Annotated in this window: 11 protein-coding genes; 3 read left to right on the top strand and 8 right to left on the bottom strand. The window is 71.3% G+C overall.

The annotated features are described in order from the left end of the window. Window positions 1-44 precede the first annotated feature (44 nt). Window positions 45-524 (top strand): GNAT family N-acetyltransferase, encoded by a 480-nt coding sequence (locus ACZ7MG_RS16100; protein ID WP_471380146.1) that lies wholly within the window; start codon window positions 45-47, stop codon window positions 522-524. Here the strand turns inward: ACZ7MG_RS16100 and kstD are convergent. Next, on the bottom strand, window positions 521-2,323 hold the full coding sequence (kstD, locus tag ACZ7MG_RS16095; protein ID WP_471380147.1) for a 3-oxosteroid 1-dehydrogenase: 1,803 nt from the start codon (window positions 2,321-2,323) through the stop codon (window positions 521-523). The two genes, ACZ7MG_RS16100 and kstD, sit on opposite strands and share 4 nt — an antisense overlap. Before the next feature lie 256 nt (window positions 2,324-2,579). Between kstD and ACZ7MG_RS16090 the strand changes: the two genes are divergently transcribed. Continuing rightward, window positions 2,580-3,482, top strand: coding sequence for an alpha/beta fold hydrolase (locus ACZ7MG_RS16090; RefSeq protein ID WP_471380148.1), 903 nt, complete (start codon window positions 2,580-2,582; stop codon window positions 3,480-3,482). Window positions 3,483-3,645: 163 nt separating this feature from the next. On the opposite strand, the gene fxsT is transcribed toward ACZ7MG_RS16090, so the two are convergent. From fxsT to fxsBH, 4 genes are all read right to left on the bottom strand, one after another. After that, a complete protein-coding gene (fxsT, locus tag ACZ7MG_RS16085) occupies window positions 3,646-7,593 on the bottom strand; it encodes an FxSxx-COOH system tetratricopeptide repeat protein (RefSeq protein ID WP_471380150.1) in 3,948 nt (1,315 codons plus the stop codon). Continuing rightward, complete coding sequence (locus ACZ7MG_RS16080; RefSeq protein ID WP_471380152.1) at window positions 7,590-8,921, bottom strand: TIR-like protein FxsC; 1,332 nt, start codon at window positions 8,919-8,921, stop codon at window positions 7,590-7,592. Before ACZ7MG_RS16080 ends, fxsT begins: the two co-directional genes overlap by 4 nt. A 97-nt stretch (window positions 8,922-9,018) precedes the next feature. Further along, the gene (locus tag ACZ7MG_RS16075) at window positions 9,019-9,792 is read right to left on the bottom strand and encodes an AAC(3) family N-acetyltransferase (protein WP_471380153.1); all 774 of its coding nucleotides are present in this window, start codon (window positions 9,790-9,792) and stop codon (window positions 9,019-9,021) included. Beyond that, on the bottom strand, window positions 9,785-11,947 hold the full coding sequence (gene fxsBH / locus ACZ7MG_RS16070; RefSeq protein ID WP_471380155.1) for a radical SAM/SPASM protein FxsBH, inactivated beta-hydroxylase extension form: 2,163 nt from the start codon (window positions 11,945-11,947) through the stop codon (window positions 9,785-9,787). The genes ACZ7MG_RS16075 and fxsBH overlap by 8 nt, the downstream gene beginning before the upstream one ends. A gap of 519 nt (window positions 11,948-12,466) precedes the next feature. Between fxsBH and ACZ7MG_RS16065 the strand changes: the two genes are divergently transcribed. Next, entirely contained in the window at window positions 12,467-13,381 is a 915-nt protein-coding gene (locus tag ACZ7MG_RS16065) for a DUF4231 domain-containing protein (RefSeq protein WP_471380156.1), read from the top strand. Window positions 13,382-13,434: 53 nt separating this feature from the next. Here ACZ7MG_RS16065 and ACZ7MG_RS16060 read toward each other — a convergent pair whose 3' ends face one another. From ACZ7MG_RS16060 to ACZ7MG_RS16050, 3 genes are all read right to left on the bottom strand, one after another. Beyond that, a complete protein-coding gene (locus ACZ7MG_RS16060) occupies window positions 13,435-13,926 on the bottom strand; it encodes a hypothetical protein (protein WP_471380157.1) in 492 nt (163 codons plus the stop codon). Between the two features lie 212 nt (window positions 13,927-14,138). Further along, window positions 14,139-15,176, bottom strand: a complete 1,038-nt coding sequence (locus ACZ7MG_RS16055; RefSeq protein ID WP_471380559.1) for a rod shape-determining protein — start codon at window positions 15,174-15,176, stop codon at window positions 14,139-14,141. Window positions 15,177-15,379: 203 nt separating this feature from the next. Further along, on the bottom strand, window positions 15,380-16,903 hold the full coding sequence (locus tag ACZ7MG_RS16050; protein ID WP_471380159.1) for a carboxyl transferase domain-containing protein: 1,524 nt from the start codon (window positions 16,901-16,903) through the stop codon (window positions 15,380-15,382). Between the last annotated feature and the right edge of the window lie 4 nt (window positions 16,904-16,907).

Below are 16,907 nucleotides of genomic sequence, written 5' to 3'. Positions count from 1 at the left end.
GCACACAGGCACACAGGCACACCAGTGATGTCTAGGCTGACGCCGTGAGCGATCTCGACATCAGACACGTGGACGGTACGGCCGGGGACGAGGAACTCGAAGCCTGGCGGCACGTCCACAACACGGTCATCCCGACCCACCTCCTCTCCCTCGACGACGTCCGCGAGCGCGCCGTACGCAACCATCTGGAACTCGCGTACGCCGACGGCGTCCTCGTCGGCAACTCCACGGTGCGTCCGCCTGAGGGGGAGACGGCCACGGCGACGGTGATCGCCCGGGTGCTCGCCGAACACCGGCGGCGCGGGTTCGGCGAGCAGTTGTACGAGCGGGCGGTGCGGCGGGCGCGGGAGCTGGGCGCCCGGGTGATCGAGACTTGCGTCCTGGAGTCGAACGGGGACGGACTGCGGTTCGCGCTCGACCACGGCTTCGTGGAGGTCGAGCGCTACGTGCTGGACGGCGACACGATCCCGTACATCGACCTGAGGCTCGACGGAACCGGGGACTCCGCGGCTGACCCGGCCTAGAGTTTTCCGGCGAGGTCCAGTGCCGCCACGTAGCCGAAGGTCATCGCGGGTCCGATCGTCGATCCGGCGCCCGCGTAACTGCGGCCCATCACGGCGGCGCTGGCGTTGCCCGCCGCGTACAGGCCGGGGATCACCGAGCCGTCCGGGCGGAGGACGCGGGCGCGGGCGTCGGTGAGGAGGCCGCCCTTGGTGCCCAGGTCGCCCGGGACGATGCGCAGGGCGTAGTAGGGCGGCAACCACAGGGGCGCGAGGCAGGAGTTGGGGGCGACGGACGGGTCCGTGTAGTAGTGGTCGTAGGCGCTGTCGCCGCGCCCGAAGTCCGTGTCGTCGCCTTGCCGGGCAAGGGAGTTGAAGCGGTCGACGGTGGAGCGCAGGGCGGCTGCGGGGACCCCGATGGCACCGGCGAGCGCGTCGATCGACCAGGCCTTGTGGACGGCCCCGGCGTCGTACCAGGCGTCGGGGAACGGGAAGGTCGGCGCGATGTCCTTGAAGAGGTACCGGTTGCGGTAGTTCTGGTCGACGATCAGCCAGGCCGGGATGTGCGCGGCGGACGCGGTGTCCTTCTCGTACATCGTGTGGACGACATCGCTGTACGGCCCCGCCTCGTTGACGAACCGCGCACCGGCGCCGTTGACTAACAGCCCACCGGGCAGGGTGCGTTCGGCGAGACAGAACCAGGCCTCGCCCGGGGTGTCGACGGCCGGGCCCCACCAGGCGTCGTCCATCAGCGCGAGATCGGCGCCGGCCCGCTGACCGGCCCGGATCCCGTCCCCGGTGTTCTCCTTCGCCCCCACCGACCACTGGGTGCCTACGGGCTGTTCCTGGTACTGCGCCCGCATGGCCGCGTTGTGCTCGAAGCCGCCGGAGCCGACGACGACGCCGCGACGGGCGCGGACGAGTCCGGCGGAACCGTTCCTGGTGACGACCGCGCCCGTCACCGCCTCGTTCTCCAAGTACAGGTCCGTCAAAGGGGTGTTGAGCCACACGGGGACATTCGCGCCGAGCAGCCCCGCCCGCAGCCCGCCCGCCAGCGCCTGGCCCATGGTGAGCGGCTTCTGCCCGAGCAGCGCGGCCTTGGTCCCCCGGGCGAGGCACTCCGTGGCGACGGCCAGCCCCTTCACGCTCACGGCGGTCAGCGCGAGCCACTTGTAGTCGGCGCTGAACACCACCATCCCGGCCGGCGTGGCCAGATACGCGGGATTCAGCCGGGCCAGTTCGTCGCCCAGCAGATTCCCGTCGAACTGGTCCGGCTCGATGGACCGCCCGCCCGGCAACCCGCCCGGCAGTTCGGGGTAGTAGTCGCTGTACCCCTCCATCCACCGGAACCTCAGCGGGCTGTTCGCCATGACGAACGACAGCATGGCGGGCCCGTGGTCCAGGAACGCCTTCTGCCGGTCGACGGGCACCGCGTCCCCGACCACCGCCGCGAGGTACCTCGCCGCCTTGGCCGGGGTGTCCGGCACCCCCGCCGCCTTGATCACGCTGTTGTTCGGCAGCCAGATCCCGGCCCCCGACCGCGCCGCCGACCCCCCGAACGTCGGCGCCTTCTCCACGACCACACAACTCAGGCCCTGCTTCGCGGCGGTGAGCGCGGCGGTCATCCCGGCCGCGCCGGAGCCGATGACGACGACGTCGTAGGTGCCGAGGAGGGGAGGGGCGGCGGCCGCCGAGGCCGGGCTCCCCGCGACCCCACCGGCCGCGACCGCGACACCCGCCCCGGCGGCCGCACCGATCACCCGCCGCCGACTGGGGCCGGCCTCCGCCCCCGTACGTCTCTCGGATTCCGCGCTCTTGCCCATGCCGGACACTCCAGCCTCACGAAGGGACCCTGACCGTGCTGCTCCCCGGCCACGACGGAACTCCTGTGCGGGCGGGGTGGGGTGCGGAGCCTCGAATCTGACGTGAAGGAGTGGTGAAGTCAAGCCATAACTGACGCTGAATCAGGTCGCTTTGTTTAGAGCCCATTTGACCTGCGTATTCGTTTCGCGGGGTAGGCGTGCGGGAAATCTTCGGGCAGCGTGGTCCCGGTCCGCGGACCGAGGGAGGGGGAACGCTGTGCATGACCTCGTACGGACGCCGGACCATGTCCGGACGGCCGACGGGCGGCGGTTGCGGGTCGAGTGCGCGGGGGATCCGGACGGACGGCCGGTGTTCCTGCTGCACGGGATGCCGGGGAGCAGGGTGGGGCCGAGACCCCGGTCCATGTTCCTCTACCACCGCGGCGCTCAGCTGATCAGCTACGACCGGCCCGGGTACGGAGGGTCGGACCGGCGTCCGGGGCGGCGGGTCGTGGATGTCGTGGCGGACGTCGAAGTCGTCGCGGACGCCCTGGGGTTGGACCGCTTCGCGGTGGTGGGCCGGTCCGGTGGGGCCCCGCACGCGCTGGCCTGTGCCGCGCTGCTGCCGCACCGGGTGACCAGGGCCGCCGCGCTCGTCACGCTCGCGCCGCAGGACGCGGAGGGACTCGACTGGTTCGCGGGGATGGCGCCGCACAATGTCCGGGAGTTCCGCTCGGTGCTGACCGATCCCCGGGGATTCGTCGCCCAGTTGATTCCACGGTCGGCCGCGATCCGCTCCGACCCAGCCCGGCTGCTCGACGAACTGCGCGGTGACCTCACGGACGAGGACCGGTTGATCGTCTCGGACAACGGCATCCGGTCGATGCTGCTGCGCAACTACCACGAGGCGCTGCGGACCTCACCGTACGGCTGGATCGACGACGCGCTAGCCCTCACCGGCCCCTGGGGGTTCGACCCCACGGAGATCAAGGTTCCGGTGCTGCTCTGGCACGCCGGAAAGGACGTCTTCACCCCCTCCGCCCACTCCTCCTGGCTCGCCGACCGTATCCCCGGCGCGGTCACCGTCTATGAACCCGCCGCCGCGCACTTCGCCGCGATTCGGGCTCTGCCGGACGTGTTGAGCTGGCTCCTTGTCGCGACGGAGCCTGCGGCGGCTTGAGCGGAGGGGGCGTTTTTCGGCTGCGGGTGAGTGGGGGCTGGTCGCGCAGTTCCCCGCGCCCCTCAGAAGCCCCAGGGTTCCAAGGGGCGCGGGGAACTGCGCGAGCAACCACACGCCAGCCGCACCCGCCGACGAATCCGCACCCCACCCCCTCACGCGCCCCTCACACCGCCAGCGGCTCCAGGTCCCGGTAGACCCGCCGCCGCTGCCCCACCAACCGCGTGATCCCGTTGCCCTCACCCAGCTTCTGCCCGAGCCGGCGCAGCTCGGAGAGGGTCGCCTCGTGCAGCCGCTGGGCCTCCTCCTCGCGGCCCAGCGAGCGCAGCGTCAACGCCGAGTTGCTGATGACGGCCAGCGTCTCCGGATGCTGTGGGCCGAGGACGGACCTGAGGACGTCGCGGGCCGGTTCCTCCAGGGCCCAGGCCTCCTCCGGCCGGCCCTTCTCCGCCAGGACGTTGGCGTGGTTGGCGCGGGCGAAGAGCGTGTGCGGATGCTTCTTGCCGAGCCCCGCCGCCATCCGCTCCGTCACCTGCCGGAACACCTCCTCGGCCTCCTCGGCGTCCCCGCAGGCCCAGAGATAGATGCCGAGGTTGTTGAGCGCGGCCTGGGTGTAGGGGTGTTCCCGGCCCGGGACCTTCACATAGTGCTCCAGCACACCCCGGACGGTCTCCCGGGCCCGGTCGGGTTCGTCGGCGGCGTACAGGTCGGCCGCCAGGTTCAGTTCACAGGCGAGCGAGTCCGGGATCGGGTCCGGGTATTTGTCCCGGGTGTACTGGGTCCGGTACTGCGCGAGCGTCGCCTGGGTCAGTCGGCGCGCGTCGACGAACTGGCCCGCCCGCCGCAGTGACACCGCGAGCGACTTGGCGCAGCTGAGCGTGCCGGGGAAGTCCTTGCCGAGAGCCCGCTTGTGGCTGTCGTACGCCTCCGACAGGACCGCCACCGAGTCGGTGTAGCGGCCCACTTCACGCAGGTCACGGCCGAGCCCCTGGGCGGAGATCAGCGTGTAGGGGTGGTCCTGTCCGAGGACCTCGCGGCGGCGGGTGTACGTGTCCTGGTCGACGTCGTGCGCCTCGTCGTAGTGGCCGACCATGCGCAGCGCCAGCGCGAGGTTGTTCGCGGCGTTGAGCGTACGGCTGTTGGACTCGTCGAAGAGCTGGCTGAACCCCTGGTGGGCCTCGCGGGCCAGTTCCACGGCCTTGGTGTACTCGCCCAGGGCGGCGAGGTCGCTGGCAAGGCTGGAGGTGGTGACGTAGGTGTGCGGATGGGTGGGGCCCAGCACCCGCAGCTGCCGCTCGCGCACCTCCTCGTCGATGTCGCGCGCCTCCACGAAACGCCCCTGGGTGCGCAGCACGTTGGCGAGCTGCCCGCGCAGGTACATGTACTGCATGTCGTCCTCGCCGAGCGACTTTTTCCAGTGCGCCAGCAGGTCCTCGGCGAGTTTCCGGGCGCCCGGGAAGTCACCGCGCTTCCACAGGTAGCGGACCCGGTCGATCAGCAGCCGGCGGGGCTCGACCTCATGGCAGTTGCGCAGCTCGGAGGCGTTCAGATGCGGCCAGATGATGGCGAAGCGGGGCCAGGTGTCGGCGTTGTCGATGGGTTCGTCGCCGGGCGGCCGGGCACCCACGAGCAGGGTGTGGACGACATGCCGGGCCTGCCGCTGCTCCTCCTCGGAGAGCCGCGAGCGGATCACGGCCTGCACCAGCCGGTGGACCTGGATGCTGGCGCTGGCCTGGTCGACCTTGGCGAGGGCGAAGCGGCCGATCTCCCGGATGACCCGGCCCAGCATCAGGCCTTCCTGGAGGCTCGGGTCGACCTTCTTCAGCTCGTCGAGCATCTCCCGGCTGTACAGCAGGTGCGAGGAGATCGGCTCGGGGGCCATGAAGGCGCACAGCTGCAGCAGCCGCACCGAGGCGGGGGAGCGTTCCCGCAGCCGGGCGATCGAGATGTTCCAGGTCGCCGCCACCGTCTCCGGGTAGTCGGCGGGCTGGTTGAGGTCCAGCACGCCGGCGGTCTGCTCGTTCAGCTGCCGCAGGTACTCCTCGATGGGCGTGGCGGTCTCGGCGAGCCAGGCCGCCGCCTGCTCCACGGCCAGCGGCAGGTCGCCCACCGCCTCCGCGACCCGGTCGGCCTCGTCGGCGCTCAGTCCGGGCGCCCGGCGTGACAGGTGCTCGACGCTCTCGTGCCGGGGGAAGACGTCGACGGGCAGCGAGGTGCCCCGCTGCTCCCAGGTCTGGTTGCGGGAGGTGACGAGGACGTGCCCGCCGCCCTGAGGGAAGAACCGGGTCAGCTCCTCGGGGTTGTCGGCGTTGTCGAAGACCAGGATCCAGCGCTTGGTCGGCACGCCCTCGGCGAGCATCCGCACGGTTTCCTGGCTGACCTGGGCCATGTCGTCGCCGCCGGGGGCGCCGATCCGGGCGCCGAGTTCGGCGAGGGCGGAGGTGACGCCGTCGCCGCGCTCGGCGGAGATCCACCACACCAGGTCGTAGTCGGCCATGAACCGGTGCACGTACTCCAGGGCGACCTGGGTCTTGCCGACGCCGCCGAGGCCGAACAGTGTCTTGGGCTGGGTGCCCACGGCCGACGCCCCGCCGCGCAGCTGTTCGCGCAGCTCGTCGAGGAGCCGGCCGCGGCCGGTGAAGGTGGCGTTGCGCTGCGGCGCGTTCCACACGGTGGGGGCGCTGCCCGGGAAGCGGGGCTCCACGGCGGCGAGGTCGTCGGGCCGCTCCGGCAGTTTCAGCGCGCCGAGCAGGGCGGCGACGCACTGGGTGGCGTCGTACCGGTACAGGTCCACCGGCTCGTGGTCCACGGACACGTCGGGGAGTCTGACCTCGTCGACGCGCAGCGGCACCGTCGTGGCGCGCGGAACCGCCAGGGCGGAGTCGGTCAGGGAGCGCAGAACCGTCTGCGCGTGCCGGGACTTCTGGAAGGCGTGGGACAGCAGCAGAAGGGCGCGCGACGCCGGGTCCAGCCGCTCCGGCGGGCCGGTGGACACGTCGTGCAGGGTGACGTTGCAGCCGGTCTGCCGGAGGACGGCCTCCACCCAGTCCGCCCACATCCGGTTCTCCGCCGCGTACACCACGACGATGTCCGTCATCGGCTGCCGCCGGGTGAACGCCTCCAGACAGCGCTGCCGTACCGGCTCGGGCACCGGTGGCAGTGCGGTGATCTCGCCGTCGGAGATCACTTTCGTCAGCCGCTCGAAGGCGGACAGCAGGGAGTTGGCGATGTTGCTCTTGTCGCCGACCGTCGCGAGCGTCTCCTCGTACGCGTAAAACGGCACATAGGGTATTTCCATGGCGCCCCAGTAGGCGTCCTGTTGTTCGGCGCCGAGTTCCTCGCCGTCGACGCCGCGGGGCAGCCCCTCGAACCGCAGCCGGGCCAGCGCCCGCCCCGCGTCCACCTTGCGCTTCTCGCCCTCGTCGATGCGCATCAGGACCGGGAGCACCCTGATCCGCCGCTTGTGCTGTCCCCCCTCGACGCTGCGGGCCACCGCGGCGGCCCCGTCCAGCGACTGGCCGCTGAGCGTGAAACAGTCGACGAGGACGTCCGGCATCTGAATGGTGCAGATGTCCGCGCTGTCCGACAGGCCCGTGCGGCTGTCGATGAGGATGTAGTCGTACGACGCCTTCATGTCCTCCCGCAGCGCGTCCAGGAACTGCCCGCCGCCCAGCCGCTCGTAGAAGTTGTCCCACTCGAACGACGACACCGTCGCCGAGTACTCCCGGTTACGGCGGCCGGCGGACAGGAAGTCCAGCGAGCCGCCCTCGGGGAAGGACAGCCCGAGCCGTTCCGGGCCGAGGGACACGGCGTGCTGCTCGACGCGGGCGTAGTCGCGGTGCCAGGGGCCGCTGCGCGGGCCGCCGGTGGTCGCCGCCCAGCAGTACTCGGTGATCATGTCGATGACGCCGGTGGTGGACGCGAGGACGCTCGGATCGAGGAAGGGCTGGAAGAAACGGTCGAGGCCCGGGGCCTCCAGATCCCAGTCGACGGCCAGGACCCGCTTGCCGTTGGCGGCCAGGATCCACGCCGCGTTGGCCAGGGCCATCGTGCGGCCCGTACCACCCTTGTACGAGTAGAAGGTGATGATGCGTCCGTCCTTGCGGGCCGTCATGCCTGTCCTCCGTGGTCGGAATCCGCATCGGGGTGGGTGGGGTCGGCGAGACTCAGCCGTGGCCGGGGCATGACCTGGCCGGACGGCGGATGGGCCTTGGCGTGCTTCAGGAACTGCCGGGTCGCCTGGGCCACGACCACCGGCAGGATCTCGGTGAACTGCTTCAGGGTGGGTACGCCGTTGACCGCCGCCCAGCACTTGGCGCGGCGCCCCCGCTCCAGGATCAGCGGCAGGGTGTCCTCCAGGTCCTCCCGCAGCCGCTCGCCCTGTTCACCGCGGCACTGGAGGTCGAGGCGGTTCCAGGGGACGATCGCGCCGACCCAGGGGTGCGCGGACGAGTCGAACGTCTTGAGCCGGTGTCGCCGCTCCCGGTCGAGCAGGGCCCACCGGTCGAGCAGCAGGATCCCCGGGTGCGGTTCGGGCGGCTGCCCGGTCCCGTCGGCCTCGGACGCGACCGCGGTGAGGTTGTCGGTGCCGGGGTCCGGGAGGTCGAAGTCCGAGACGGTGATGCGGTAGTCGAGGGACCGGATCAGCTCCTCCGCCAGCGCGGACAGGGGGCGCCTCGACTCGCCGTGGTACGGATTCCACTCCGTGGCGTCCTCCCCGTAGGGGACGGCGTCCCGGCCCTCCGGCACGGAACTCCGGTTGGGCGCCACCACGGTGAGGTGGATACGGCGCGGCCCCTCACCGTGCGGCCGGAACGCGCTGTGCGTGGACTCGTACGGCCGGGGCCTGCTCGACGGCAGCGGTGTGTTCTCGGCTACCTGCACGATCCGCTGGGCGAGCCCGTACACGGTCTCCTCGTACTCGTCGCGCAGCCGCTTGAGTTTGATCAGCCCGTAGATCCCGTACGACGAGTAACGCTCGCCGAACTTGCTGCGCTCGACCTGGATCTGCCGCACGGACTCGGGAAGTCCTTCGAGGTCCATGCCCGTCCACAGCACCGGGACGATGGCCGGGATGTCGCCGAGGCCGGCGTTGCGCGCCTCGCGGATGCGCTCGTCGAAGGCGAACCACTCGCGCCCGCAGTTGTCGCTGGAGAAATAGCGGGGCGAATACAGCGGGACGAACACTCGGCAGTGCGCGAGATTCTCACTGAGCCGGTCCGGCCAGCCCTCCCCGGACCGCATCTCCCGGTCCAGGAATCCCGCGGGCGTCCCCCGCGGATGAGCGGTGAGGGCCAGGACGTCCGCGCACAGATCCTTGTACAGCGTGTGCACCCAGTGGTCGGGATCGCCGCTGTCGGGCCCGGAGGGCGGAGTGTGCGCGTAACTGAGAAAGAAGTACGGCCGATTGTCCGGAGCCCGCCCCCGCGCAGCTGTGTCCACACGCCCCCGCCTTTCGATGCCTCGTGCCCCCGCCCAGGCGCCCCTCCAGCCGGAACCAACAATGTGCCCGATCAACACCCCTGACACATGGCTCGTTTCACGTCATTTCAGAGCGATATCCGGACATCAGGTGTCGCGCCGCGTCGACAGCATCGCGCATCCCGAACACATACGTCGGTTTTCCCGCGAACTCCCTTTCCGTGAACAAACCATGAGGTAAGCGAGCCCCGATCTCGCCGAAGTCACCGTCGTACAGGGAGAGATCCTCGTACTCGATCCAGTTGCCCTTGTCCTCCACCACGCAGCGGTACGTCCGGGTCGGGGGCGGCGGGGTCATCCGGTACTCGGCGAGATGGAATGCGGTGCACACCTCGAAGCCGACCCGCAGCAGCAGCACCTGGGCGTCGGCCTCGTACAGCGCCGCCATCGGGGACCGCTCACCGAGGTGGCAGTGCGGATCGTGGTCGGAGAGGAGCTCCTCCGCGCGACGCCCGATCGCGGCGAACGAGGTCTGCGGATGTGCGCTGCGGACCGCACCGGGAGTTGTCCGTACACACTCGGCCAGCGCGCCCATCGTGGTGCAGGGGGTGGCGTTCGGCTCGAAGGGCAGCATCGACGCGCGGAAGGCGGTCTTCTCCCGCTCGGTCATCCCCTCGGTACGGCTGTGGTACGCGGGAGAGGTGTCCGAGTTCTCCGGCGTGAAGGCCGGCACGACGAGCGTCCCGTCGGGGCCGAGCGTGTCGAGCAGGGCGTTGCGGACCTCGGTCGGGCTCCATCCGGTGCCGTGCAGCGAGGAGTGCACCATCAGAACACCACCGGGCCGGACACCCAACCGGCCCAGCACGTCGGGGAGTCGGGTGGTATCAGTCATGGGCAACCGCCAGTTCCGTACGCAGTTCGTCCGCCAAGTGGGCTCCACTCGCTGTGAGTCGATGTCCGGGGGCGGAGGTGAGGGCGTCCAGCGCGGCCCGTGCCCGCCGCCGCGGCGAGTCGGCACTGTCGTCCGAGGCCGCGCCGATGGCGCCCACACACTCGCTGGCCTCGTCGAGCAACCGCCCCGCGTCACCGCCCGGCACATGGAGATCCGTGATCTCCCGCAGCGCGGCGAGCCTGGATCTGCGCCCCAGAAGCGGCAGTTCGCGGACGAAGTCCTCGGGCTCGAAGTCGACGGCCACCCCGAGCGCGCCGAAGGCGTGCGTGCCCAGCCGCAGCCCCGAGCCCGGGGCGAGGGGGGTGACCGTGGTGACGACGAGCGCGTTGGCTCCCTTGCGCCAGCCGGGCTCCCGTGCGTCCAGCGCCTCATGGGCCGCGCGCAGTCGCTTCCCGAAGAGCGCCAGGTCGCTCGGGGACAGCGGAGCCGCGGCCGGCGCCCCGAAGCGGTCACGGTACGGGTCGGCGTCGTCGAGAAGCAGGGTCGGTCCGTCGGTGAGTTCCACCGTCTCCAACGGCCGCCAATCGACGCCGAGTTCGGTGCCGTCGTCGGTCGTGCCGGTCACCCGGAGGCCGTTCGCCGTGACCGCGCATTCGACCCGTCCGGGCGCCGAGAGCCGCAGGGTGCCGAGGGTCGGGAGGTGGAGGTCCCGGCCGGGCTGCCGCCAGGTCAGGGTGGCGTCCGTCTCCGCCAGGACGGCGGCCGCCGTGACCGCCGCCATCAGGTGGGGGAGGTCGGGGCTGTGCAGGGAGCGGCGGAGTGCGGCCCGCAGATACGGGTGGGTGAGGACGGTGTTGAGGTGCGCGGCGCCGGCGGCCTCGGAGTCCAGCTCGACCAGCACCCGCCAGGCCGCCTCCCACTCGGGGTGATCGGGGTGATCCGTCAGCGCGGCGTTCGCCCGGGCCAGCAGGCTCCGGTCCAACTCCAGCTGGGACAGGCGGAGTTCCTCGGCATCCTTGACGGCCGGGTGCAGTGCGCGCTCGGTGATCCGCTCGGCGATCCCCTCCACCAGGCCCCGCAGGTCGGCGCAGAACACCGAGGGGTTGTCGAAGCCGTTCTCGCGGCTGTAGCGGTGGGTGTAGAGGCCGCCGCCGCAGGACTCCACGACCGGGCAGCGGCGGCAGGTCTCGCTGACTCCGGCGATGCCCAGTTGCCGGGCCCGGACACCGGGGTGCTCGGCGAACTCCGCGAAGCCGTGCCGGAAGACGTCGTAGCCGGTCGCGGGGGCGCCCTCGTACGCGGTCTTGAGCGAGTCCGCCTGCTCGAAGGTGCCGTCGGTCTCGATCACCGCCAGGTCGGAGGGCACTAGCCCCAGCGCCTCGGTGAGGCTGGGCCCGCCGCGCAGGGTGCTCAGCACCGACTCGAAGGTGCGCACCGGCATGGGGCGACCCTGTTCCTCCCACCGGTCGAAGACCTTCAGCAGCCAGTCGGCGTACGGTGTCGCCGGCCCGCCGGGCGCATGTCCGGGGGGCGGGGTGTCCCAGGTGGAGTGCGGGAGCAGATAGTCGATCCGGGGCGGATCGAGCGAGACCAGCGCGTCGTGCACGGCGACCGGGTCGTTGGCCACGTCCACGGTGCACAGCAGCCCCTGGTACAGATGCCGGTGCTCAGGGAGACGCAGGAGTTCGACGGCCCGCAGGACCCGGTCGTAGCTGCTGCGACCCCGGCGGTCGAGCCGGTGGCGGTCGTTGGCGACCCGGTCCCCGTCGAGCGAGATTCCGACCTTCACCCGGAATTCGTCGAAGATCCGCAGGTGATCTCTGTTCAGCCGCACCGCATTGGTGTGAATACGCAGATCGAGCGCGGTGACGGGGGCGAGAGCGCGGGTGAGTTCCGCGCAGATTCGTCTCAGTCGGGCAGGGCCGGCAAGGAGGGGTTCGCCGCCGTGCAGAATGACGGTGACGGAATCCAGATTCTTCGCGAGCACGTACTCGGTGAGACGACGGGCCACCTGATCGAGGGTTTCCTCGGCGATGACGGTGGGGCGTGAGCGCCACGACTGGTCGGATGCCTCGTACACATAACAGTGGTCGCAGGCCAGATCGCACCGACTGTGGATCTTGAGCACCAGTTGCTGGATCGCGGGGTCCCTCACTTCGGCAGTGTAAGCCCTCGCGCCACTCGGGGATGACAGGACGACGGGGCCCAACTTCCTTGATCAAAAAGGAGGTTGAGGCCCCGGCCGGCTCTGTGTCAGATGCTGGAGGTGAACCCCGGCCCGGCGACGTGCGGGTCACGAGCGTCCGTCACCCGTCCGGTGGAGCGCTGGGTGCGGGGCCCGTGTGCGGCGACCGCCGTGAGCGGGGCGAGCCTCGTGTGAGCTGACCGGGCGGTGTCCGATCCACGCGTCGTCTTGGGAAAGGAAAGGTTCATCTCGTCGCTCCAGTTCGAAAGGGATTGCTGTCATCGGCCCCTTGCCGACGAGGTCCTTTTCGGCCGACGCTCGGACATGGGTTTGGACGACAGGGTCCAGACTTTCGCGTTTTTATCACGAGCCGCTAGGTGTTCGCTGCCCGGATGTCAAGAGGGCGCCCTTCAGGGGCCCACTGGCGCAGGCTCAAGATTGACGAGAGCATGACCATTCCGTCGAGTCCGGTATCCGTACGAGGTGCGTATGGCTGCGATGCCCGGCCCTAGTACCACGGTGAGTGATCGAGATCTGCCTCCGTTGTTCGTGGTGTGTGATGAGCGGGCGGTAGCCCGTCAGGGGGAGTCGTTCAAGGTTGTTCGGACGCAGTTGGTGGTGCTGCTGCTCGCGACCGCGACCGCTTCGTTGGCGGAGCGGGTGGGGAGTCGGGTGCCGTCGGGTGTGGCGGCGGTGCTGTACGGGTTGACGATCGTGATCGGGCTCTACGCGTCACGGCGCCGGGCCCGGGCCCAGTGGCAGGCGCATCGGGCGGCGGCCGAGGTGGTGAAGTCGCTGGCGTGGCAGTTCATGGTGCACGGGGGGCCGTTTCCGACGCGGCTGGTCAATCCCGAGGCGATGTTCGCCGAGCGGCTGGAGGAGCGGCTCAGCGAGCTGCGGAAGGTGGGGTGGGAGGACCCGAGGGAGAGTCCCCGCGAGCGGGGGCTCGGGCAGATCACGCCGGCGATGCGGGCGGTGCGGGCCAAGGGGTTCGCGGCGCGGCGGGACATCTACCTGCGGGACCGGGTCTCGGAACAGCTCGCCTGGTACGGCAACAAGGCCGGGCAGGCGCACCGGGCGTCCGTGCGCTGGTCGGGGATGACCACCTTTCTGACGCTGTTGGCGCTGCTCGCCGCCGTGCTCAGGGCGCTCGGGGTGATCGAGGGGCGCTGGGATCCGACCGGTGTGCTGAGTGCCGCCGCCGCGGCCGGTGTCGCCTGGCAGGAGGTCCGGCGGCACCGGCCGCTCACCTACGCGCACAAGCTCGTCGAACAGGACCTGGACACCCTGCGCGTCGCCATGAGCACCACCGTCAAGGAGGACGGGTGGGCCGACGCCGTCGCCGAGGCGGAGCGGGTGGTCTCGCCCCAGCACACGGACTGGCTCGTTCGGTTCGGGTCTTGACGGACCGGCCGAGGGGAGGGGGAGGAGGAGGGGGAGGGGTGCGGTTGCGTGCGTCAGGTGCGGCGGACCCCGGGGTTCCACAGGACCGTCACCGGGACGCCGGTGACGTGGGCGTAGTCGACGATGTCGGCCGTGCCGCCGAGGCCGCGGGACGGGGCGCCGTCCCAGACGGCGATCATGCGGTCGGCGTGGTCGACGATGTAGCGGCCGGCCGCGTAGTACGCCTCCTCGTGCGTGCGTTCGTACGGCAGTTGCACGCGGTCGGCGCAGCACTTGAGGAGGCGGCGGTAGGTGGCCCGGACCTCGTCGTCGCCGAGGTGGGACTCGTAGTCCATGCCCGGGATGACGGCGGTCAGCTGCATTCCGCTTTCGAGGGCGAGTTCCGCGAAGAGCTGGTCGGCGCCCGCGGCGAGGCTGCTGAGGGCCCGGGTGGTGGAGGGCCGGTTCCGTAACTCCGCCCGGATGCCCGCGCGGACGGCCGACAGGGCGGCTTCCGGGATCTCCCGGTGTCCGGTGATACCGATCCGGGTCACGGGCCCTGGCATCCGTGCGCTCACCTCCGTGGCCGGGTTCCTCCAAGTAACCCTAGCGGCGGGGGACTTCGGCGAGAACGACGCGTACGGGCGTTCGGTGGGGCGTCGTCGGGAGCACGGGGCGGCCGTCGGGGGAGCGCCGTGGTGCCCGACCGCCCCCGCGTGCTCAGGATGCCGCCGGTCGGAGAGGGCCCGGAGGCATGGTCGGAGGAATGTTCGGGGAGTCAGTCGCCCACCGGGTCCAGACTGATGGGTGCGATGCGGCCCTCCAGCATGGCGCCGATGCCCAGGGCGGCGCAGACGTCGGGGCGTTCGGCGATGTGGACCGGCATGCCCGTGGCGTGGCGGAGCATCTGGTCGAAACCGGGCAGGAGGGCACTGCCGCCGACCATCATGATGCCGCGGTCGGCCAGGTCGGCCACCAGGTCGGGCGGGCAGTCGCGGAGCACCTTGCCGATGCCGTCGACCACGGCGGTGAGGGGGGTCTGGATGGCGTCGCGCACGGCCGCCGTGTCCACCTGGACGCAGCGGGCGAGCCCCGTCGCCACGTCGAGGCCGTGGATCTCGGTCGACTCGGGGCCGTGCGGGGTGAGGCCGTTGCCGGAGAGGGCGAGCTGCAGCGGCCGTACGGACTGACTCGGCAGCGTCAGCTCATGACGCAGCCGCAGATGCTGCACGATCGCGTGGTCGATGGCCTCGCCGCCGACGGGGATGCGTACGGCGCTGACGACCGCGCCGAGGGAGAGGACGGCCAGCTCGGTGGCGCCCGCGCCACAGACCATGATCATGGTGGCTTCGGGCTGCTCGACCGGGAGGCCGCAGCCGACGGCCGCCGCGATGAGCGTGTCCACCATCTCCACCCGGCGCGCCCCGAGACCCACCAGGGTCTCGATCGTGGCGCGCTGGGCGAGCGGGTCCGCGCCGTGCGGCGTGCACGCGGCGGCGCGCAGCACGGGCTTGCGGCGCAGATTGCGGCGGACCCGGTCGCCCAGCAGCTGACGCAGCATGCGCTGGGCCATCTCGATGTCGACGATCGTGCCGCTGGAGACGGGCCGCACGACCCGGATGTAGTCGGGCGTACGCCCCATCATCTTCTCCGCGAACTCCCCGACCGCGATCAGCGCGCCCGTACGGGTGTTCACGGCGGCGACACTCGGCTGGTCCACCACCAGACCCGCGCCCTTCACAAACACCCGGGTCCGCGCGGCACCCAGATCGACGCCGAAGTGGCAGCGGCGCAGCTGCTCCAGACTGGCGGTCATCGCGGTCATTGCGGATCCTCCCGAGAGCACGGACCGAACGGACCGCCGCCGGTCGGCGGTTCCCTGGTTCCTTGGTTCCCTTTGCATCGTGCGGGGGGTGGGGGGTGGGGTGCCTGTTGGGGTGGGCCGGGTGGGGGTGCGGCCGGACGGGTGGTTCGGGGCCCGAGGGCGGGGTGGCGTGTGGCGGAGGGGCGGTCCGACCGTCAGTCGGGTGGGTGGTCGGGTGGGTGGTCTGATGGGTGGTCGGGTGGGTGGGGGTGCGGCGTCGCCGGTTCGACGATTCCCCGTACGACGCCCAGCTCCACCAGGTCCTGTGGGCGCAACCGGAGTTCGTCCGCCGTGGCGGGGGCCCGGTCCGCGGGGCGCTTGAGGATGGCGGCCGCCAGTTCCGGGGCGATCACCGAGAAGTAGCTGTCCGGGGTGGCCCAGGTGTTGCCGGGGGCGGCGAGGGCGAGGGCGCCGCCGGAGCCGCCCTCGCCGATGAGGAGGGTGGTGAGGGGGGTGCGGGCGGTGGCGACGGTGGTGAAGAGGTCGGCGATGGCGGGGCCCGCGCCCTGGCGTTCGGCCTCGGCGTCGTTCGCGGCGCCGGGGGTGTCGATCAGGGTCAGGACGGGGATGCCGAGGCGGTCGGCGAGGCGGATGAGGCGGGTGGCGGTGCGGTAGCCCGCCGGGCGGGTGGGGGTGCCGCACTGGGCCGCGTAGGCGATGGTGCGGCCCTCGTGGTCGCCGAAGCCGCAGAGTATGCCGGGGTCGGTGCCGCCGGAGCGGTCCCCTTGCAACGGGGCTCGGCGGGTGAAGTAGGTGTTCAGGTAGGTCTCGGCGTGGGGGCGGTGGGGGGAGCGGGCGCGTTGTACGGCTTCCCAGCCGGTGGTGGGGGGTGCCATGTGGGGTGGGGGGTTCGGTTGGGTGGCGGCTGCGGGTGGGTGGGGGCTGGTCGCGCAGTTCCCCGCGCCCCTGAAAGGCAGGGGCTGCGCCCCATGCTTTTCAGGCTGCGGGGGAGTGCGGGGTGGGAGGGCTCGGGGTGGGGGTGCTGGGGCTGTGGAGGGGGTGGTCAGGAGGGTGAGGTAGAGGGTCAGGGTGGGGCGTAGGGATGTTGGGGGGATTACCGCGTCGATCGAGCCTGCCTTGAGTTGGGCTTCCGCCGTGTACGCCGTGGGGTCGGCGTCCGGGGGGCGGACTCGGGAGCCGGCGAAGCCGATCTGGGTGGTGGGGAGGGCCAGGGTGATGTCGGCGCCGGCGCCGAGGGTGGCCCAGCCGCCGCCGGTGGTGGGGTCGCGGAGGACCGCGATCTGGGGCAGGCCGGCCGCCCTCGTCAGGGCCGACTCGCGGGCCACGCGCTGGAGTTGGGTGAGGGCGCGCATGCCCTCCTGCATACGGCTGCCGCCGGTCGCCACGAGGGAGACGACCGGCAGACGGTGGGCGCGGGCGTAGGTGTGCGCCGCCTCCAGCCGGTCGCCGGTGCGTTCGCCGAGCGAGCCCCCGAGGAAGCCGAACTCGAAGGAGATCAGTACGGCGGGGACGGCCGGTGAGGTGCCGATCGTGGCTCGGCCCCACACCACCGACTCGTCCTCGCCGGTGCGCTCGGTGGCGCGGGCGCGGGCGGTGTCGTAGCCCGGCCAGGCGAGGGGGCCGTCGGGGGCGTACTCCCGCCCTGGGGTGGGGAGTTCGGTGAAGTCGTCCGTCAGGGAGGCGATGGCCTCGCGGGCCGAGCCGCGCCGGTCGCTCATCCGC

Source organism: Streptomyces sp. NPDC107538, assembly GCF_055657445.1.
Note: the sequence above shows the minus strand (reverse complement) of the source record. Positions and strands in the feature narration are given on the sequence as shown.

Bases quoted from the DNA above. Each gene is read 5' to 3' on its own strand.
- kstD (WP_471380147.1), bottom strand. From the start codon at position 2,323: ATGGGCAAGAGCGCGGAATCCGAGAGACGTACGGGGGCGGAGGCCGGC.
- fxsT (WP_471380150.1), bottom strand. From the start codon at position 7,593: ATGACGGCCCGCAAGGACGGACGCATCATCACCTTCTACTCGTACAAG.
- ACZ7MG_RS16075 (WP_471380153.1), bottom strand. From the start codon at position 9,792: ATGACTGATACCACCCGACTCCCCGACGTGCTGGGCCGGTTGGGTGTC.
- ACZ7MG_RS16065 (WP_471380156.1), top strand. From the start codon at position 12,467: ATGGCTGCGATGCCCGGCCCTAGTACCACGGTGAGTGATCGAGATCTG.
- ACZ7MG_RS16060 (WP_471380157.1), bottom strand. From the start codon at position 13,926: ATGCCAGGGCCCGTGACCCGGATCGGTATCACCGGACACCGGGAGATC.
- ACZ7MG_RS16055 (WP_471380559.1), bottom strand. From the start codon at position 15,176: ATGACCGCCAGTCTGGAGCAGCTGCGCCGCTGCCACTTCGGCGTCGAT.
- ACZ7MG_RS16050 (WP_471380159.1), bottom strand. From the start codon at position 16,903: ATGAGCGACCGGCGCGGCTCGGCCCGCGAGGCCATCGCCTCCCTGACG.